This is a genomic window from Paraburkholderia sp. BCC1885 (genome assembly GCF_900996235.1).
In the GTDB taxonomy this organism is placed as follows: Bacteria; Pseudomonadota; Gammaproteobacteria; order Burkholderiales; family Burkholderiaceae; genus Paraburkholderia.
Genome location: NZ_CAAJGM010000111.1, coordinates 796,387 through 812,079 on the forward strand (window position 1 = coordinate 796,387; position 15,693 = coordinate 812,079).

A 15,693-nucleotide genomic window follows, 5' to 3' on the forward strand; every position below is an offset into this window, starting at 1 on the left:
CTCAAAGGAATCGGATACCGCGCGACTCATACACCGACGGCCCTTGAGCCGGCGGATTAAGCGCCATCAGCGATACCGCATCGAAAATTGCCATGAGCGGGTCGATTTTCCCCGTCCCGCTGGCCTGTTTTGTGATGTTCACCGCGTTGCCGACCGGCACAACGCGTGCATTTCCTACGCACCACGCCATCATTCGCTGGCCGCCGTGAATAAGCGTGCCATCCGGCTTCTCGCCGCCGTCTTCGGCCTTTCTTCCGCTCGCCGCTGCGACGCGCCGTTCGGTTGTCTTGATCGCGCCCGACAATTTCCAGCCCTGCGAGATGCCGATCACCTTGTCTTCCGGCACGCCGGCAGCGCTGAGCGCATCGAGCACACCGCCGATTCCAGCCGGGTCCGCGCCGACCTTATCCAGCAATCCGGCCTTGTGGATCGCCGCGACGATCTGCGCCACGTCCTCGACGTCGTCGCCAATCTGCTCGACGACGGTCAGGTCGCCCTCTTTCTCGAAGTCGCGAAGCGTGTCCGCGATCTCTTTGCGGCGCTCGAACACGGACGGATGCGCCCATGCGTGCGTCCACGCGATCCAGTTGCGCGTGCGGCGCTCGCGCCCGACGAGAGCGAGCCCAAGCAAGTCATCCAGGCCGCCGCCGTCAACCCCTGCAACAATCACTTCGCAGCGCTCAATCAGATCTTCGGGCGATACGCCGGGCGCCAGCGCCGCCGCCTCCCAAAACTCGGCGCCTGACCAGCGATCGCTGCGCAGCGCAAGACCGATTTCGACATTGGCGTGCTTCGCGAGGAAGCCGCGGAACGACTCTTCGCCGCTCTCTTGCGCCTTGCGAAACTCGCGCTCCAGGTACGCCTGATCGACCGAATAACCGAAATTCGGATTGACCATCGCGAGGTTTTCTACCCGCAAGTGCTCTTTGCGCTTCACCATTTCAGGCGGATGCTCGAAGATCACCGGGACGAAACACGGGTCATTGATCTTCCCGTCACGCACGTCGCGTGCATAACGTAGCTTCTGCAGGAACACGCCGGCCGGCGGATCATTCGACTGCGTTGTCAGGTAGATAACAAAGCCTTCAGGACGCGACGCCAGGCCGCCGGTCGCTTCACGCAGCATGTCTTCGGCGTTCGGCTGCTTTCCGAACAGCCAAAGCTCGTCGATCAACGTCCCGACGCTTTTCTTGCCGCTGACCGTGTTCGCGTCAGCGGCGACGACCTTCAACGCCGCGCCGCTGACGCGGTGCGTGATCGTCTTGATGTGCGTTTGCACCTGGAACAGCTCGTCGAGGTCTTCCTCGTGCTTCACCATGTCCCGGCTAGGCGCGAAACTGTTGTTCGCGACCTCGATTGTCGGTGCAAGGATCGCGTATTCGGCAGACTGGCGCCAATTGAGGATCATCGCAGTCATCATGATCCCAGCCGCAAGCGTCGACTTGCTGTTCTTCTTGGGGATGCACACGAACCACTCGGTAATCAGGCGTCGCCCACTGTCCGGGTCATACGCGCCGAAGATCGAAGCGACGAGATCAAACACCCACTGCGCGCACGATTCGCCAAACGTCGGGCTACCCGGTGCGTCGACGATCTTGAGCTGCCTGAAAACGTTCAGTGCAATCTCGGCCTGCTCTGGAAAGATCGGCGGCGGGATGATCGAGCGCCCGGACCGAAGCCGCTCGGGCCAGTCCAGGCATGCGGTTGACCATTCCATCCGCTATTTCCGGTTGTTGACGACAAGTTTCGGCGTCGCAAGCGACGCAAACTTGTTAGCCGCTTTCTCGGCGGCCGCGCCTTTCGCATCCTTCTTTCCAGTCTCGCCCACCTTCGCATGCACGAATGGCATGAGCGCTTTTGCGGCGTCGACGCGCAGTTTCGGTTCGGTCCGACCGTCGTTCATCGCGGCAATCAGGAACGCCTTCGGATCGGTGAAGCTGGTCATCGCGCCGATGTCTAAATCGACTGGCTTGCGAGCGGCGCTCCCCGACTTTTCGACCGGAGCGGGTCTCGCTTCGCTCTGGATGCGTTGCGCAGCGAGATAAAGGGACACATCCTTGTCTTTAACAAGGCGTGATCCCGCTGCCGATGCTGTCGCGGCGCTGTAACCCGCCGCAATTGCCGCGTCCTTATTGGCTTTGCCGGCCAAAACAGCGTCGGCGAAAAGCCTCTTTTTCGCTGTTAAAGCCATTAACAAAAACTCCAAACGGGAAAAAATTCTGCGCGTGCGGGAACGGTCGGTCGAGGCGCAAAATAGCCTCAAACTTTCAATACCCCCGCCCGGTAGGTTTTGACTAATGTTGCTTATTTACAACATTCGTTGAGAATTGTCGTATTTTCGCAACATTTGTTATCAGCGACGCTCAAGGCGCGCTTTTTCGCCGTCGTGGTGCGGTTTGCACAGCGTCTGAACGTTGGTCGGGTCGAGACGCAGCGTGTCATTGCCGCGATGCGCAACTATGTGGTCACCGATCGTTCCAAGCGGTTCGGCAACGCCACGTTCGGCACATGCGAGCACGACATCAACCGGCGACAGATCAAGCATGCCGAGATCGCGAAGACAGAACACGCAATGCGGATGCATCGCGAGATGTTTGGCACGCAGTTGCTGCCAGTCGTAACCGTAGCCACGTGCCGCGCTGCTCGTCTTGCCTGTTCGCCACGACGGCGATTCGGCAATCGCGACTCGGCTTGGCAATGACTGCAAGCGAGTCGCCAACGTGCGCAAGCGCGGCATGTGGTTTACGCCGCGACCGGATACGCAGCAGCAAGCGCTGCATTGGTGGCCGCCTGAATGGCTTCCACCGACAACGATGCGTCGATCGTCTTAAGTGCAAGCGCGATCTGCACTGCGGTGTTGACGTTGCTGCCAGCGTTTGCTGCCGGTTGAGTTGCCGCTACGGGTGTGCTCATGATCAATCCTTTAAGATCGTTGGAAATGGGCGCATTGCCGATCAACTTCGACAACGCGTCGAGCGTCGCGGCTACATCGGTTGTCGCGTCGACCTTGATTTCGGAAGCCACGCTGTCGGCTTTCTGTTCGATGGTCGACTTTTCGCCCTTGAACCACGAGGCGATCTTCTGAATGATGGCTTTGAACATGGTTTCTCGAGGCGAAAATAGAAAAACCCGCAAGGCTTTCACCTGGCGGGTTTCGTTTTGTCTGGACGCGACTGTGCGCTCAGACGGGATAATTCCACAATTTTTCGGAGTTTACAAGTACTTTATCAAGCCTTTTTCGACAAGCGCCGGTCGCATGATCGCTTTGGCTTGGGCGTAGTCACTTTCCTGCGTCTCGGGATTGCGAGGATTCGCAAAAACGAGTGCGCCAGCGGCAAAGTTGCGCACCGCTGTTGTCACGGCAATTCGATGGCGCATGCCGAGTGCGAGCACGATTGGCTCAACCGCATTGCCAGTAACCGCCGAAAGCTGGAAATCGACCAACTCCGACAGATCCTCATAATCCATCCATTGCCGGCTGATCTGGAAGTTTGAGCACGACGAATCAGAGCCGTTGTAGCCGGCAACAGGCCGGTATGCCTGGCTCCATTCGTACCAGTCCGTCAGAACGGCGTCGATTTCGTCCATCGGCATCGCGTCATATGTCATGTGTTGTTGCCCCTTTCCGCATTGCTCTGCCCGCATGTCGCGCGCCGCTTCCGCCGTATAAATCGCTGTCACATCACCACCGAAAAGTGAATTCCCCAATGCATGAACCACTGCACGAGCTGGCTGCGCAGATCCTCGTTGCGCGGGAACGGGTATTCGACCTGCAGACGATCGCCAACAGGATCGAGCTGGCCAACTAACGGGCAACCGTCAAACGCGATCAACTTCGCTTTCGTGACATCGTCGACATGCTGGCGGCTCGACTTGGCTAGTTCGTCGGGAACGTCGGCGTATTGGATGTAGGCGTGCGCGCTCACAATGAATCACCGACTTGAGGCGCTGCGGAATGATCGACGGTGATCGTGACAATTCCCTCGTTGATGATGCCGTAGTTGCCCATCCGCGAAGAGAGATTGCACTGCACTCGGACGCACGAAGCGTCCGGATTGACGCCAGCCGCAGCCGCAACATGCTCAATGATGACGCGCTCGAGGGCGGCCGAATCGAGAACGGCGCGATGCGTCGTCGTGTTGGTGCGCCCGGTGTTGATCTTGATTTCACTCACACTGCCTCCTTTACTATCCATTCGAGCTCACCGCTGTCGACAAACGCCGCAAGCACATGCGCGTCGCGCCCCTTCCGATTCATCGAAATCGGTGCATTCACCCAGCAAAGCTCTTCATTGACCCAGCCCTTGTCCGACCGCGGAATGTGAATGCGATCGGACAACGGAATGAAGGCGAGTGCTTTTACCATGGAGACGCTCATATCGCCGCCGCTGTATGCGATGCGTTGGAGACCATGCACCATCGTTTCGAAATCGAAATCGATAGGCGCGGTGACCGACCGACTGCGATACCTCCGGCCGGTGAAAGTGACGCTGCTCGCGATGTAAATCCGCACCGTCATGACGATTGGTCGCACGTTTCCCCCTTCAAATCCAGCTTTGCGGCGCGTTCCGGCTGCCAGCGCGCGAATGCCGCATTCCACATGTCGCGCTTCTGCTCGCGCAGGAAACGCTTTCCCTGATCGTATTCGTGGTGGCATGCCGCGCAGGCCGGCACGGTAAGCACGTCAGCCGTTTTTAAGCCCATGCCCTTCCCTTCGTTGCGGTGCGCCGGCACGCTCGTTTTCGGATTGCTCTCGCAAATGCCGGCGATGCGCAGATAACAAGGCTCGTCCCGGCAAGCGTCGCGCATCACCTTGTCGTCACCAGCCTTCGGACGTCGCGCGCGCTTCTTCATCGCCGAGCGCTGCAGCGCTGTCTTGGCCGACGCGAGACTGCTAAACGGCGAATGCGGCTTTCGCTTGAATCCCGTTCGGCGCAATGGCGTGGATCTCTTCAAGCTGCCTCCGTGTCGACCAGCTCGACAACCGCGGCCTGCGAGATCACGGGCATATCGCCAGCGAGGCCGATCAGATGCGCAGCGCGGAACACGCGCAAGCCGAGGTCACGAATCAGGTTGTGCTCGATCGGCGCGCCACGCGATTGCTCCCACCCCGGCAAAAGCGCAATGCCGTCACAATCGACAGCCGCCTTGATGTCGACGCGCATGCATGCGAGCCAATCGCCATCGCTGTGCGCATTTAGCTCGGCCGGATTGACGACGTCAAAGCCGAGCGCGCGCAAACGCGCAGCCTCGGCGTGGAACGCCGGAAAATTCAATTCCGGGTAACCTGTCATCGGGCCGGCGAGATATATTTTCATGTGGCGGACCTCCCAACCGTCACCATCTCGTACATCGCATCGGCCACCGGATCAACGCAATCGGTCTGCCTTGCGCGCCGCGCCTTGAGCGCCTTTTGTGCCTCGTACCGTGCGCTTGGCCGATATGCGGCAAGCCTCGGAAACGGCGCGCCGGTCAACTGGTACGTCGCGCGATAGTTCGCCTCACTGCCCTTCACGTGGCCGCTTTCCTTGAGAATGCGAAGTTTTTTCTTGACGGCGTCGTATGAGAAACCTGTGCATGCGACGATGTCGGCGCTGGTCGCACCTGGCTTGAGCATCAGGAATTCGCAAATCTGACGCTGCTGCACGCTCATGATCCTGTTTGCCATTTACTGAATCTCCACGATGTCGATGTCGTGCACCGTCTTCATGAGGTGGCGCTTGAATTGGTACATGGCCGTCTGCATTCCCTTGACGTCCTCGACGACTTGTTCGCCGGCGGCCGTCAGATAGACGAAATCGGCGACATACGTGCGGGCGCGCCGTTTCTTTCCGGCCACGACGGCAGGCGGCGCGATGACGAATGGCACCTGCAGGCGCAGTTCGCGGATCTCGCCAGCCGCCTGCAGCTGGATCAGATGAAACCAGCGCGACCGCTCGCGCTGGCTATCGAACTTGATCCCTTCGTGCTCGCATTTCGTGTTTCGGTACTTGGGCGGCTTGGCCGGCTTCGTCATGCCGGCGATTGCGCTGCTCATTGGCGTTGGCGCGCCAATCTCAGCCGCTGCGCGCGCAGACCGCGAGATGCTGAGCGCAATCGGATCGGCGCCGACGCCAGCGGCGATCTCGTCGAACTCGCTGTTCGGCAGCGTGCCGAACTTGCGCGCCAGAGCGCGCTGCTGCGAATCGCGACCGACCGTCATGTCTTCGCGCACGCGCGCCGTGCCCACCGTCGTCGTGCCGGACGGAACAACCATCGGCCAAGGTGCTCGCTTCGTCATGCCTTTGCCTTCCAGCGAATCGGGTTGAAGTTGCACGCCATGTGGCCCGGCACAAATGCAGACGCGTCCTTGTGCGCGCAATTGCGGTATCCCCGCGCATACATCTTTTCGTGGCCTGGCGTAGTGATGGAGTATTGGCAGGTGCGGCACGTGGGTGCGGCTATCTCAGAATGGGATTTCATCTCGTGAGTCCCTGGTGAATGTGGTCCGCTGCATGTCGTCGACTCGGCGCGCCACGGTCGCCTCGAGCACGACGAACAACTGGCCCCGGTGCTCGCGCGCCAGTCGCTCGGCCTCTGTGACCGCCGAGCGCTCGGTTGCGTGCCTATACTTCGGCGGCCGCACGCCGGTCGGCGACCACACGAGCCAAAAGGCCTTTTCCGTTTGCGCGTTCAAGTCGCCTCCGGTTTCATGAAGACAAGCCAGTGCGTAAGGCCTTTCCGGCCGCTGAGATGGCCAAACAGCGGAGCTACTTCGGTGAGCGCCAACACTTCGCCGATCTTGACTTGCGTTTCGTTCCATTTGAAAACCAGCACGCCGTCAGTTGCGAGCACGCGGAAGCACTCGGCGAAGCCGCGGCGCAGGTCATCGCGCCAGTCGTCACCGAGCTTTCCGTATTTCGCCGCAAGCCAGCTCTTCGGGCCTGCGCGTACCAAATGCGGCGGATCGAATGACACGAGCTTGAAAGTGCCGTCTTGATAAGGCAGATAGCGGAAGTCGAACATCACGTCAGGTTCGATACTTATCGTCCGCGTCCCCGGCTCATTGCCATGCGAGCGGTCAGTGACGGTCAACGTCTCGCTGCGTCGGTCGCCAAAGATCACGTTCGGATGGTGGCGGTCGAGCCACATCATTCGACTGCCGCAACAGGCGTCGAGCACTTTCTTTTCGATCGCTGTTTCGTGCTCGATGCTCACGCGACCTCCGCGGGCGCTTTCTCGCGCGGAATGTCATTGAAGTAGGCGTACAGCGCCTCGTAACGCTCTTCGCTCTCGCGGCCCACCGTGCGCAAAAGCTCTTCCATCCATTCACCCGGCCCGGACGCCTTGCACACCTTCGCCTTGAACTGCTCGAAGAATTGAAACTTGGATCGATCGATGCCGAGCTGCTGACCGCGAGACAGATAGCCGCTTTCCGTGAGCCACCAGTTCGCCGGCGCGCTGGGCGACCCGACAGCAGCTTGCACGTCTTTCACCGGAAACAGTCCGGTCCAGCCGCGGAGCACAGCTTCGTCGACGCACGCAGCCGGGTCGTGGCCAAGCTCACGCAACTTCGCCAGCCGCTTGATCGACACCGACGCCGCTGGTCGCGTCCAAGGCGCCGACTTGTCGGCCGCTTTCGCTTCGCGGTGCTCGCACCAGTCGAGCCACGTGTCATCGCTCAACCAGTCGGGCAGTTCGATCGATCGCAGTTCGACATGCAACGCAACTCGCGGCGCTCGCCGCGCAGGTTGGTCGTTGCCTTTCTGTTCCTTTGATAGTTCCTTGGTAGTTCCGTGTCCCGTTTTTGGGACTGTTTCGGCGGAAATTTGGGACTGTTCAGCCGGAAAAACGGTACCGTTAGCAGGAAAATTTGGAACTGTTCCGTTTTTGGAACTGTTCCGTTTTTGGGTGTGTTTAACGGTGCCGTTTTCGGAACCGTTCCCGATTTGGGCTAGCTTTGACGGAGGCGGTCCGATCTCAACGACTTTGCCTTCGCGATTGGTCATCAGCACTTTCGGTGCGCCAGCCGGCCGCGTCATCTGATACACGATCACCTGCCCGGTTTTGCCGGTGCGATCGCCTGTGTCTTCGAGATAGCCCAGTTCCTTCAGGCGCTTTATGTTCGCGAGGATCGTCTTGCGATCCTGCTCAATGAACTGCTCGACAGCTTCCATGCTGGCCCATACACGGAAGTCCTCACCGGCGAAATCGGCCAGCGCAATAAGAACGGCCTTAGGCGATCCCTTGCCAACCCGCTGCGCCCGAACCCAGAATGTTGCTGTGACGCTCAAGCGGCCACCTCGACCGGCAGACCGACAATTTCGTTCTGGACGCCGGTGGCGACGCACTCGCGCGTGCCGCAGACCTTGAGCGCTTCGTCGTCGAGCAGCTCGCGAACGCGGCCGCACACGCTCGACAGACGCAGGTTCGTGCGGTCGGCGATCTCCTGTCGCGTGAGCGCCAATTTGGGCGCATCGAACAGATCCATGATCATCTGCTTCTGCGTGCGGCGCAGGCCGCCGGCAAGCGCGTCGTGTGCAACGGTTTGGGTGTGAGTGGCTCGCATCATTTGTCCTCTGCCATGCCTTCAATGCGGCCGACCAGGCCGAATAGCGTGCTGATGTGCGACCAGACGCGGTCTTTTACGCGACCTACCTCACGGCGCTCGACGCGGCCATCCTCGAAAGTGCGATTTACTTCCTTGCCGATCTCGCCGTTTGTTTCCCACGTCTTCGCCATCAGCTCGAGCACGGCACCATCGGAGCAATGCGCTGCATCCGGCAGCTTGACGAGCACATAGCCGCGCTCGCGCGCCCATGCCTCAAGGATTCGATCGTCGTTCGTCATGTCCGTCACGGCAACGGCGTTCATGAGCGTGAACTGATGGGTATCGGTATTGGGATTGACCTTGCTGCGGAGCACCGCCGCCGACATCCCAACGCGCGGTGCCAGCGACTCGCACCCGCCAGGGTAGTCATGCGCAACTGCGTGCGCCGTATCGAGAATGTTCAATTGCCGCTCCAGACAAACGTGTTTCGATAGGGTTAGTACTACTAAAGTGCAACCCAACAACTGCAAACGGGGAATAACAAAAAATGAAAACGTCGCGGCCGGTTACCGCCGGAACTGCTTCGGGTCGTGCCAATACGACCTTTTCGGATCGAGGCGCGGGGACTCGCCTCGCATTCGGTTCGCCGGCTCCGTTCTATGGAGCCGTGCGAACTCTTTCAGCGTCAACAGCCAGTGAATCAGCCGCATCGATTACCTCGCTCCTGCTGCTCGCGGCGCTTCAGCCGCTCGCGATTTAAGGCGGGATCTCCACCCATGTCAGAATCAGGTTTGCACACCACGAAACCAACTGAACGGAGATCCCATGAACCACGAAAACGAAAAACTTTTGCTCGAGCTCGACAGCTTCCGATTTGGAATGCTCGCCGCTCTGCACTCGCTGAAGGCCTCACTTCAGGAATCGCCTCACTTCAATCAAACGGTGCTCGAAGACGCGATAACTTTTTTCCTCGCACAACCGGCAAGCAGGGGCGACCGGGGGTCATTCGAGAGCCCTCTCAGGGCTCTTTTGACCGACGAGACAGAATTTCTGAAGGCGATTCTTCAGAAGCCCCAAAGCTGAAGCCCCCGTCTTTCGAGATCGACCACAGCACACGGCCGGTCGTCGGATCGGTCATCGTGATGCGATTCGCAATGAAGACGAAGCCCGAACTCGGCCGCCTGCAAAACACCCGGCGGACCGCCCTGCGGATGCGCGCATACAGTCGTTTCATATCAAGCCGCCTCTCGTTGTTTGGCGACGAGCTCGGGCCAAATGTCGCGCCAATCGTCCGGTCGGAGATCGAGCCGCGTCACCGCACCGCCGCTCTCCCTCTCAATGAGAACGCTGAGTTTCTCCCCGGCGACGCGCTGACCATAGGCGATGTTCCGCAAAAAGGCCTTCGTCGTTCGACAGCGGCGGGCGAACTGATCGCGCTCTTCGGGAGGAAGGCTGGCAATGAATGACTTAAGCTTGTCCATGCGCGCAATATTACACCGTTCGGTGAAATCTTCAACACCAACCGGTGAATTTCACCAAACGGGTACAGATGCTCTAATCGGGCGCATGGCAAACGATCTAACTGACATCCGCGACGTTATCGAGCAGCGGCGCCGCGCCTTGGCAAATTTGGTCGAGGCGCACACGCAAGCCGTGGTGGCGCGTCGCACATTGAAAGCAGACCGCCAGATAAGTGATATGGTCGCTGGCCGCAAAACGTTCGGTGAGAAGGTGGCGCTTGAGATGGAGTTGGCTTGGAATAAGTCCGGACCGCCCGACGATCGGATCGATCTACTCGCCCCTAGGCCGTTGCCGGTCGCAGCTGCACCGCAGGGCTGGGAAAGGTTAAGCGAGATTCAGCGTATCAAGGCCGAAGCGTTTATTAGCGGCTTGCTGGCTCAGGGTGAACCACGGTTCGACGCGCCCGGCTTTCGCCCGGAGCTACCCAATCTTCCGCACAAAGGCTAGGACGATTGTCGCTGACCGGCCTAATAGGCTCTAGTGATGAGTCATAGAAAATGACTTGGCTTGTGATTGGGCACCACGTGCCACGGAGTGTCCATCCGGCCGTGGGGTCGCCCAAGAGCAAAACTACCCATTCCCTCTCAGAACAGGCGTAAAGAACGAGAACGCGACGACCGACCATGGATTGATCACTGGACCGAATGACCTGCGCCAAATCACCGGACCTGCATCGCAATCCAGTTCGTTCGCCACTCTCACGCCGCATTATTAAACCCCGGAAGCCAGACGTTTTTCTAACTGATTACTGTATGTAAACACAGTATCAGGTCTTAAGTTTGCACGCCAGAGCGCGACAGGCGCGATCTCTCGCAAACCCAGCAAAGTCGGGAAGGCGTCCGGGTATACCATGACTCACCGCGATTTCACCTTACTGTCTAATGGCGTGCTGCTTACCTTGAAAGGTTCGCGTAGGCACTATTACGACAAAAAGACAGCGGGGGTTTAATGAAAAAATGCAGAAGAGCGGCTCACGGCTTCATCCGCACGAGCGTTATCGCAACCATTATTGTGTGTGCGCCCTTTGCCAGTGCGCAGCCTAAAGCGAAGGCTAAGGCCGCCCAGCAAGCATCCGCAGTTACTCAGCCCGCGGTGGCCCAGCCTACGGGACCTACGGGGATTGGCGCACTAAAACTCGGTATCGACCAAGATACTCTGGAGGCGCTGAAGTCCGCTGACGGGATTTATCTTCTCGAGCCGCTCACAATTGACGTGCAACGAACCGAAGCCGAACAAAACGCGTTGCTCTATAAGGCACGGATCATGACACCACTTTCCACAGACTCGGCGCCGGCACGCTTTACATTTACTTCCGGGAGGCTTGCGGGCTTCACCGTGGACCTGGATGAAAATCAGTTTCAACAGGCCATGTCGCAACTGCAGGAGAAATACGGGCACGGCTCTGTGACTGACGACCGAAAAGATGAGCAGTGCATTTACCATAACGGCGCTAGCTTCAAGGTCAATTCCGGCGCGGTTTCTAGGCGTTGGATTCAACGAATCACAGACACCGAACACATCAGCGCAACTATCGTAGAGTTCACAGTCGATATTTGCCCTCCTAGCTTGCTGGGGCCGCGCATCGGACCGCAGACGTCGAGATTCATTTCTTTTTATGATGTGCATTCTGACGCCAACCCAAAGCCCAACCCCTTCTAGTCGGCCCTAGCACAAACCCAAACCCCGAGCGTTTAGCCGGGGTTTTATTTTGCCCGGCGAGCGTTGGCGGTAGCCGGGCATCTGGGGCGCGGCAGCGGTTGAACGCAGGGCTGTTACAAATTTTCTCCCCTCATTCACCAAATGGTGTTGACTCAAAAGACACCATTTGGTGTAATCCATCTCACGCACTCACCGACCTACCGGGAGACCTTGAGATGGAAACGACGAAAGTGCCCGCGCTGCGCTTCACCGAAGCAACGCGACCGGTCGACGAGATCAAGTACTTCGAAAACGGCGGCATGACTGACGCGGAACTCGCGCAATACGCACGCCGTACCGCGAAGCGCCCGCTGCTCTGTTTCGCTGCTATCGCCGCTTCACCGTTCGTTGCCGAACTGATCTGCCGCATCGCGGGTGCATGGTAATGCGCCAGTATGCAAAAGCATGGGGAATCGCCCTTCTCGTTCTCGTCGTCTACTGCGCAGTCACAACCGCGATAGACGCTCACGAGACCCGTGGTGACCGCTGCAGCGCAATTCGCTGCACTTAATCCCGTAAAGGCTCACCGATGAATTCCTTTCCGATGATTTTAGTACTCCTTCTGATTGTCCTGTTTGCAGGCGCCTTCATGGGATTCATTGCGGCGAGCCTGTGCATTGCGGCAAAAGACGCTGATGAAGCCTGGAAGAAGTTCGAAAACGAGTCCGACGCGCCCTATCCGCGCATTGGCGACTAACCGAAAGTCGCCGGAGACGCTGACATGGCCGACGCTATCGCCGTCACTGACGACATGGTTGCGCGCGAGTTCCGACTGCAGCGCGCCCGCGGCTCGGCCGTCGATGCAATCACGAACCCGCTCGTTCGCCGCGTGCTGGAAATGGGCGCACGTGCGCGTGCCGCCCGCGAGGCAAACGGGCATCCCATCAGCCACCGCGACGGCAAGCTGCGCGCCGCTAACGATCTCGATTGATATGCCACGTTGCCACGTCCGATGCCGCCATTGCGCGACGCGCCGATGCTTGCGGCGCCATCCGAACCGCTACGAACGCCTGCCCGCTTGCTCCGTTTGCGGCAAGCGAAATTACCGAATCGACCGCTGGATGAACCGGCGCGACACCGGCAAAACCCGCTGCGATTGCCCCGCTTACTCGTTTCCGCACCGCCGCGGCTCGCTTTTCTGCTGGATGCGCGTCGATGGCACTGGCCGATACCCTGGCGATCCCGACTTCGCCGACCGCAATTACGACGGCCTCGCGGCCTGACACAACCCGCTTCAACCCTGGAGGTAACCATGTCACTGTTTGCATCGCTTTTCCCGCTTGCGCAGAAAACGACGCTCACGCTGCTCATCACTGTTGAAGGTGACGAGCTGCGCGTGAATGTCACTCCGCGTCCCAACGACGACGCCAAAGGCGAAAAGACGCTTTACCCGCTTTCGCTGCTCGGCACGCCCGACGAACTCGACCGCGATTTCGCCGAAGCCGTCTCGATCTATGAGCCGAGCACGCTGTCTGTGCTCGACCAGGCGCGTGCCGCCAGCGCGGCGAATGGAAAGGCCAGTGATGCGCCCAAGGCACTCCCTGCGCCGACCGCAAAGGCCAAGCGCGGCCGCAAGCCAGCTGCCGACGCTGCTACAGCGACCAGCACCGGCGAAGACGGCGCACAGGAAGGCGAAGATACACCGCCCGTGGACTCGCGTCAGACTTCGATTCCCGGCATTGATCCGGACGCGGAGCCGGCCGCCACGGAAGCGCCTGCAGAAGCCGTCGAGCAGGATTCGAGCACCGCACAGCCCGCCGCCGAGGATGACGGCGTCGACCTTCTCTAAGGGGAGTGCGAATGAAAACCGAAACGCTCACCCGCGAATTCCGCTACAACGGCGCCAAGCTCACGGATCCGTCACCGGCCTTTTCGCTCGCGCAGGTCCGCGACTTCTATGGCAACACCTATCCGGAGATCGTCAACGCCGAGATCGAAGGCCCGGAAGTCGTTGGCAATAAGAACGTCTTCACGTTCCGGCGCGCTGTCGGAACCAAAGGCGCCAGCATGACGCTCGACGAGCTGCGCGACGAACTCGCGTCCGGCCCGCTGCATTCGTCCGGCGAGCACCACATCGACGAGCAGAGCGCCCAAAGCGCGCTTGCGCACCGGATGCATGCCGTTGCGTCACGCCGCGCCACTGGTGTGCGCGTGAGCCTGCCTGTTTCCAGCATGCCGGTGCTGCCATGAGTTTCGCGCCGCTCGCCGTTCCATCGCTGGATGACGTTCCGGGTTCGTACACGATCAACTCGGGCGAATCGTTTTCGTATCCGCTCGCAGTGTCGCTTCTCGAATCAGGCGTCATCGGCGCGGAAGACCTCACGCGCCGCCCGCGCTCCGAACTGGCGCTGGCCACGACGGCACTGTCGAGGCACTGGAACCGAATTACCGAAGGCATGCAACTGTTCGACTGGAATCTTCGGCTCGAACAGGGCCTCGGCGGATTCTTCGCCGAGATGCCAAAATTTACAGACCAGGTGTATGCCTTGATCCAGACTGATCGCGGTCCGGTGTCTTGTCAGCACGTCTGTATCGGCGGCGCTATCGCAGCGCTAGAGGGCGTCGGCGAAGGTCTTGGGCAGACGGTCCTGGCCGCGCTCTACGACGCCTGCAGCATGCTGCCCACCGTGTGCACGCCGGAGCGCACGTTCTGGCTTGCGTCCTATACCTACTGGTGCGGCGAAATCGATGAAGACTTGGCGATCGAAGAAGCCATGGCGCTGCACGACTGCAAGTCGCGTGAAGAGCTGATCGACACATTCGATTTCTTCACGCCCACCAAGTTCTTCGCTGAGATGCCCAGATGGGCTGCGACGCCGAAGCGCGTTCTTTCGCGCGCGCAGGTTCGGCGTGCCGCCGGTCGCGACGAGTTCGCGAGCGAAGTGGTTGATGCAATGGACACGGTTTGGGGCATTGCCTGCCACTATGGGCCGTTCGCTGAAGTGGGCACCGCCGGCGCAGGACTCGATGCGATCGATTTCGCGCTCATCATCCGATGGAAAGAAGATGACGTCACGGACCGCGTGGTCGACGACTTTCTGCAATACGTGTCAGATGGGGACTGTTTGATTGCGTCGTCGGCGACGCCGCTGAAGATCGAAGGCGGCGATATTGCCAAGTGGCTCAAGGAAATGGGAGCGACCGCGCTGCTGGCAAAGGCCGTTGAGCGCCTCCTCTCGATTCTTGGCCGCGAAGAGTTTCAGACGAGAACGCTGGTACGGGTGTTCGCATGAAAAGCGTCGTGATCGCCCAGGAAAATGACGTTGAGCTTGCGCTCGACTGCGCGCTGCTGTTCTACCGCTCGCAGGGCACGAACCATATTTACGCGACGCAGCATACCGCCCGGCTCGTCGATGGACGGCCGACGCTGCTGGCCGGCGTGCCGATCACGCTCGACCAGTTGGCCGACATCGCTGACATAGCTGCGAAGAAAACCAGCTATCGCGGCTTCGTACACGATCGCGTCGTCTACTTCGCACCGAACCAGCTCGCATGGTGGGTTCCCGCATGCACGCGCCGCGTGTGGTTCAAGTCGAAAGACCTGATCGGCGAGCGTGCCGGCGACGCCAAACACCCGCCGCTGGTGTTCATCGTCAACCGCAGCAGCTGGTCGGTTTTCGCCCTTCGCGAAAACGCGCGGCCGGGTCCGACAACCAAGCTCTACACGGCGCCCTACTACAACGTTTGGGAAAACGGCGAGATCTGCGAGGGCAACGTGCAAACGCCTGAAGCGATCAACACGGCCAGCATCAAGCCATTTGAAGATGCCTTTTTCCGCAGTCGCTTCACTCATCCGAACAACGAACGACTTATCCACAGGCGCGGTGGCGCGGAACGCTTGTGGCTGGATTTGCTCGACGGCGCCGAATTCCCCCTAGACCGTCTGATCGACGCAAAACAGACTCTCGCCGAAGCGATCGGCGCCAACACCACTGAGGATTGATT

Annotated in this window: 29 protein-coding genes; 12 read left to right on the top strand and 17 right to left on the bottom strand. The window is 59.7% G+C overall.

What is annotated here, in order from left to right; translation table 11 throughout:
• Position 1 precedes the first annotated feature (1 nt).
• From FQ755_RS12490 to FQ755_RS12565, 17 genes are all read right to left on the bottom strand, one after another.
• A complete protein-coding gene (locus tag FQ755_RS12490) occupies positions 2 to 1,717 on the bottom strand; it encodes a terminase large subunit (protein WP_144154468.1) in 1,716 nt (571 codons plus the stop codon).
• Between the two features lie 3 nt (positions 1,718 to 1,720).
• A complete protein-coding gene (locus FQ755_RS12495) occupies positions 1,721 to 2,191 on the bottom strand; it encodes a terminase small subunit (protein WP_144154711.1) in 471 nt (156 codons plus the stop codon).
• Between the two features lie 162 nt (positions 2,192 to 2,353).
• Positions 2,354 to 2,737 carry an HNH endonuclease gene (locus FQ755_RS12500; RefSeq protein ID WP_144154470.1) on the bottom strand — a complete coding sequence of 128 codons (384 nt, stop codon included), beginning with the start codon at positions 2,735 to 2,737 and terminating at the stop codon, positions 2,354 to 2,356.
• A gap of 5 nt (positions 2,738 to 2,742) precedes the next feature.
• Positions 2,743 to 3,102 carry a hypothetical protein gene (locus FQ755_RS12505; protein WP_144154472.1) on the bottom strand — a complete coding sequence of 120 codons (360 nt, stop codon included), beginning with the start codon at positions 3,100 to 3,102 and terminating at the stop codon, positions 2,743 to 2,745.
• A gap of 111 nt (positions 3,103 to 3,213) precedes the next feature.
• On the bottom strand, positions 3,214 to 3,681 hold the full coding sequence (locus FQ755_RS12510; protein WP_260858517.1) for a hypothetical protein: 468 nt from the start codon (positions 3,679 to 3,681) through the stop codon (positions 3,214 to 3,216).
• A complete protein-coding gene (locus FQ755_RS12515; protein ID WP_144154474.1) occupies positions 3,678 to 3,926 on the bottom strand; it encodes a phage portal protein in 249 nt (82 codons plus the stop codon). Before FQ755_RS12515 ends, FQ755_RS12510 begins: the two co-directional genes overlap by 4 nt.
• Positions 3,923 to 4,174 carry a hypothetical protein gene (locus FQ755_RS12520; protein WP_144154476.1) on the bottom strand — a complete coding sequence of 84 codons (252 nt, stop codon included), beginning with the start codon at positions 4,172 to 4,174 and terminating at the stop codon, positions 3,923 to 3,925. The genes FQ755_RS12515 and FQ755_RS12520 overlap by 4 nt, the downstream gene beginning before the upstream one ends.
• Positions 4,171 to 4,518: a hypothetical protein gene (locus FQ755_RS12525; RefSeq protein ID WP_144154478.1), complete on the bottom strand. Its 348-nt coding sequence runs from the start codon at positions 4,516 to 4,518 to the stop codon at positions 4,171 to 4,173. Before FQ755_RS12525 ends, FQ755_RS12520 begins: the two co-directional genes overlap by 4 nt.
• Complete coding sequence (locus FQ755_RS12530; RefSeq protein ID WP_144154480.1) at positions 4,515 to 4,853, bottom strand: nuclease domain-containing protein; 339 nt, start codon at positions 4,851 to 4,853, stop codon at positions 4,515 to 4,517. Before FQ755_RS12530 ends, FQ755_RS12525 begins: the two co-directional genes overlap by 4 nt.
• 98 nt (positions 4,854 to 4,951) lie before the next feature.
• The gene (locus FQ755_RS12535; protein WP_144154482.1) at positions 4,952 to 5,317 is read right to left on the bottom strand and encodes a DUF4406 domain-containing protein; all 366 of its coding nucleotides are present in this window, start codon (positions 5,315 to 5,317) and stop codon (positions 4,952 to 4,954) included.
• Positions 5,314 to 5,667 carry a hypothetical protein gene (locus FQ755_RS12540; protein WP_144154484.1) on the bottom strand — a complete coding sequence of 118 codons (354 nt, stop codon included), beginning with the start codon at positions 5,665 to 5,667 and terminating at the stop codon, positions 5,314 to 5,316. Before FQ755_RS12540 ends, FQ755_RS12535 begins: the two co-directional genes overlap by 4 nt.
• Positions 5,668 to 6,279: a DUF1064 domain-containing protein gene (locus FQ755_RS12545; protein WP_144154486.1), complete on the bottom strand. Its 612-nt coding sequence runs from the start codon at positions 6,277 to 6,279 to the stop codon at positions 5,668 to 5,670.
• 165 nt (positions 6,280 to 6,444) lie between these two features.
• Positions 6,445 to 6,675 (bottom strand): hypothetical protein, encoded by a 231-nt coding sequence (locus FQ755_RS12550; protein ID WP_144154488.1) that lies wholly within the window; start codon positions 6,673 to 6,675, stop codon positions 6,445 to 6,447.
• Complete coding sequence (locus FQ755_RS12555; RefSeq protein ID WP_222105731.1) at positions 6,672 to 7,130, bottom strand: SAM-dependent methyltransferase; 459 nt, start codon at positions 7,128 to 7,130, stop codon at positions 6,672 to 6,674. The genes FQ755_RS12550 and FQ755_RS12555 overlap by 4 nt, the downstream gene beginning before the upstream one ends.
• A 62-nt stretch (positions 7,131 to 7,192) precedes the next feature.
• Positions 7,193 to 8,272, bottom strand: coding sequence for a helix-turn-helix domain-containing protein (locus FQ755_RS12560; RefSeq protein WP_186308503.1), 1,080 nt, complete (start codon positions 8,270 to 8,272; stop codon positions 7,193 to 7,195).
• Positions 8,269 to 8,550, bottom strand: a complete 282-nt coding sequence (locus FQ755_RS37305) for a hypothetical protein (RefSeq protein WP_186308504.1) — start codon at positions 8,548 to 8,550, stop codon at positions 8,269 to 8,271. Before FQ755_RS37305 ends, FQ755_RS12560 begins: the two co-directional genes overlap by 4 nt.
• Positions 8,547 to 8,993 (bottom strand): phage regulatory CII family protein, encoded by a 447-nt coding sequence (locus tag FQ755_RS12565; protein ID WP_144154492.1) that lies wholly within the window; start codon positions 8,991 to 8,993, stop codon positions 8,547 to 8,549. The genes FQ755_RS37305 and FQ755_RS12565 overlap by 4 nt, the downstream gene beginning before the upstream one ends.
• Before the next feature lie 361 nt (positions 8,994 to 9,354).
• Here FQ755_RS12565 and FQ755_RS12570 point away from each other — a divergent pair, with 361 nt between their 5' ends.
• The 12 genes from FQ755_RS12570 (at position 9,355) to FQ755_RS12620 (ending at position 15,691) form a co-directional block, all read left to right on the top strand.
• Positions 9,355 to 9,612, top strand: a complete 258-nt coding sequence (locus FQ755_RS12570; RefSeq protein ID WP_144154494.1) for a hypothetical protein — start codon at positions 9,355 to 9,357, stop codon at positions 9,610 to 9,612.
• A 71-nt stretch (positions 9,613 to 9,683) separates the two neighbouring features.
• Positions 9,684 to 9,995: a hypothetical protein gene (locus tag FQ755_RS38660; RefSeq protein WP_409937428.1), complete on the top strand. Its 312-nt coding sequence runs from the start codon at positions 9,684 to 9,686 to the stop codon at positions 9,993 to 9,995.
• Entirely contained in the window at positions 9,988 to 10,497 is a 510-nt protein-coding gene (locus tag FQ755_RS12580; protein ID WP_144154498.1) for a hypothetical protein, read from the top strand. The genes FQ755_RS38660 and FQ755_RS12580 overlap by 8 nt, the downstream gene beginning before the upstream one ends.
• Positions 10,498 to 10,998: 501 nt before the next feature.
• On the top strand, positions 10,999 to 11,709 hold the full coding sequence (locus FQ755_RS12585) for a hypothetical protein (RefSeq protein ID WP_144154499.1): 711 nt from the start codon (positions 10,999 to 11,001) through the stop codon (positions 11,707 to 11,709).
• Positions 11,710 to 11,924: 215 nt separating this feature from the next.
• Positions 11,925 to 12,134 carry a hypothetical protein gene (locus tag FQ755_RS12590; RefSeq protein ID WP_144154501.1) on the top strand — a complete coding sequence of 70 codons (210 nt, stop codon included), beginning with the start codon at positions 11,925 to 11,927 and terminating at the stop codon, positions 12,132 to 12,134.
• 143 nt (positions 12,135 to 12,277) lie between these two features.
• On the top strand, positions 12,278 to 12,445 hold the full coding sequence (locus FQ755_RS37310) for a hypothetical protein (RefSeq protein WP_186308505.1): 168 nt from the start codon (positions 12,278 to 12,280) through the stop codon (positions 12,443 to 12,445).
• Between the two features lie 24 nt (positions 12,446 to 12,469).
• A complete protein-coding gene (locus tag FQ755_RS12595; protein WP_144154503.1) occupies positions 12,470 to 12,679 on the top strand; it encodes a hypothetical protein in 210 nt (69 codons plus the stop codon).
• Between the two features lie 130 nt (positions 12,680 to 12,809).
• On the top strand, positions 12,810 to 12,971 hold the full coding sequence (locus FQ755_RS38095; RefSeq protein WP_260858519.1) for a hypothetical protein: 162 nt from the start codon (positions 12,810 to 12,812) through the stop codon (positions 12,969 to 12,971).
• Positions 12,972 to 13,000: 29 nt separating this feature from the next.
• The gene (locus FQ755_RS12605) at positions 13,001 to 13,537 is read left to right on the top strand and encodes a PRTRC system protein E (RefSeq protein ID WP_144154506.1); all 537 of its coding nucleotides are present in this window, start codon (positions 13,001 to 13,003) and stop codon (positions 13,535 to 13,537) included.
• An 11-nt stretch (positions 13,538 to 13,548) separates the two neighbouring features.
• Positions 13,549 to 13,938 carry a PRTRC system protein C gene (locus tag FQ755_RS12610; protein WP_144154508.1) on the top strand — a complete coding sequence of 130 codons (390 nt, stop codon included), beginning with the start codon at positions 13,549 to 13,551 and terminating at the stop codon, positions 13,936 to 13,938.
• Entirely contained in the window at positions 13,935 to 14,981 is a 1,047-nt protein-coding gene (locus tag FQ755_RS12615; RefSeq protein ID WP_144154510.1) for a PRTRC system protein F, read from the top strand. The genes FQ755_RS12610 and FQ755_RS12615 overlap by 4 nt, the downstream gene beginning before the upstream one ends.
• The gene (locus tag FQ755_RS12620; RefSeq protein ID WP_144154512.1) at positions 14,978 to 15,691 is read left to right on the top strand and encodes a PRTRC system protein B; all 714 of its coding nucleotides are present in this window, start codon (positions 14,978 to 14,980) and stop codon (positions 15,689 to 15,691) included. Before FQ755_RS12615 ends, FQ755_RS12620 begins: the two co-directional genes overlap by 4 nt.
• The last annotated feature ends 2 nt before the right edge of the window (positions 15,692 to 15,693 follow it).

Bases quoted from the DNA above. Each gene is read 5' to 3' on its own strand.
- FQ755_RS12490 (WP_144154468.1), bottom strand. From the start codon at position 1,717: ATGGAATGGTCAACCGCATGCCTGGACTGGCCCGAGCGGCTTCGGTCC.
- FQ755_RS12495 (WP_144154711.1), bottom strand. From the start codon at position 2,191: ATGGCTTTAACAGCGAAAAAGAGGCTTTTCGCCGACGCTGTTTTGGCC.
- FQ755_RS12500 (WP_144154470.1), bottom strand. From the start codon at position 2,737: ATGCCGCGCTTGCGCACGTTGGCGACTCGCTTGCAGTCATTGCCAAGC.
- FQ755_RS12505 (WP_144154472.1), bottom strand. From the start codon at position 3,102: ATGTTCAAAGCCATCATTCAGAAGATCGCCTCGTGGTTCAAGGGCGAA.
- FQ755_RS12525 (WP_144154478.1), bottom strand. From the start codon at position 4,518: ATGACGGTGCGGATTTACATCGCGAGCAGCGTCACTTTCACCGGCCGG.
- FQ755_RS12530 (WP_144154480.1), bottom strand. From the start codon at position 4,853: ATGAAGAAGCGCGCGCGACGTCCGAAGGCTGGTGACGACAAGGTGATG.
- FQ755_RS12535 (WP_144154482.1), bottom strand. From the start codon at position 5,317: ATGAAAATATATCTCGCCGGCCCGATGACAGGTTACCCGGAATTGAAT.
- FQ755_RS12540 (WP_144154484.1), bottom strand. From the start codon at position 5,667: ATGGCAAACAGGATCATGAGCGTGCAGCAGCGTCAGATTTGCGAATTC.
- FQ755_RS12545 (WP_144154486.1), bottom strand. From the start codon at position 6,279: ATGACGAAGCGAGCACCTTGGCCGATGGTTGTTCCGTCCGGCACGACG.
- FQ755_RS12555 (WP_222105731.1), bottom strand. From the start codon at position 7,130: ATGTGGCTCGACCGCCACCATCCGAACGTGATCTTTGGCGACCGACGC.
- FQ755_RS37305 (WP_186308504.1), bottom strand. From the start codon at position 8,550: ATGATGCGAGCCACTCACACCCAAACCGTTGCACACGACGCGCTTGCC.
- FQ755_RS12570 (WP_144154494.1), top strand. From the start codon at position 9,355: ATGAACCACGAAAACGAAAAACTTTTGCTCGAGCTCGACAGCTTCCGA.
- FQ755_RS38660 (WP_409937428.1), top strand. From the start codon at position 9,684: ATGAAGACGAAGCCCGAACTCGGCCGCCTGCAAAACACCCGGCGGACC.
- FQ755_RS12580 (WP_144154498.1), top strand. From the start codon at position 9,988: ATGAATGACTTAAGCTTGTCCATGCGCGCAATATTACACCGTTCGGTG.
- FQ755_RS12585 (WP_144154499.1), top strand. From the start codon at position 10,999: ATGAAAAAATGCAGAAGAGCGGCTCACGGCTTCATCCGCACGAGCGTT.
- FQ755_RS12590 (WP_144154501.1), top strand. From the start codon at position 11,925: ATGGAAACGACGAAAGTGCCCGCGCTGCGCTTCACCGAAGCAACGCGA.
- FQ755_RS37310 (WP_186308505.1), top strand. From the start codon at position 12,278: ATGAATTCCTTTCCGATGATTTTAGTACTCCTTCTGATTGTCCTGTTT.
- FQ755_RS12595 (WP_144154503.1), top strand. From the start codon at position 12,470: ATGGCCGACGCTATCGCCGTCACTGACGACATGGTTGCGCGCGAGTTC.
- FQ755_RS38095 (WP_260858519.1), top strand. From the start codon at position 12,810: ATGAACCGGCGCGACACCGGCAAAACCCGCTGCGATTGCCCCGCTTAC.
- FQ755_RS12605 (WP_144154506.1), top strand. From the start codon at position 13,001: ATGTCACTGTTTGCATCGCTTTTCCCGCTTGCGCAGAAAACGACGCTC.
- FQ755_RS12610 (WP_144154508.1), top strand. From the start codon at position 13,549: ATGAAAACCGAAACGCTCACCCGCGAATTCCGCTACAACGGCGCCAAG.
- FQ755_RS12615 (WP_144154510.1), top strand. From the start codon at position 13,935: ATGAGTTTCGCGCCGCTCGCCGTTCCATCGCTGGATGACGTTCCGGGT.
- FQ755_RS12620 (WP_144154512.1), top strand. From the start codon at position 14,978: ATGAAAAGCGTCGTGATCGCCCAGGAAAATGACGTTGAGCTTGCGCTC.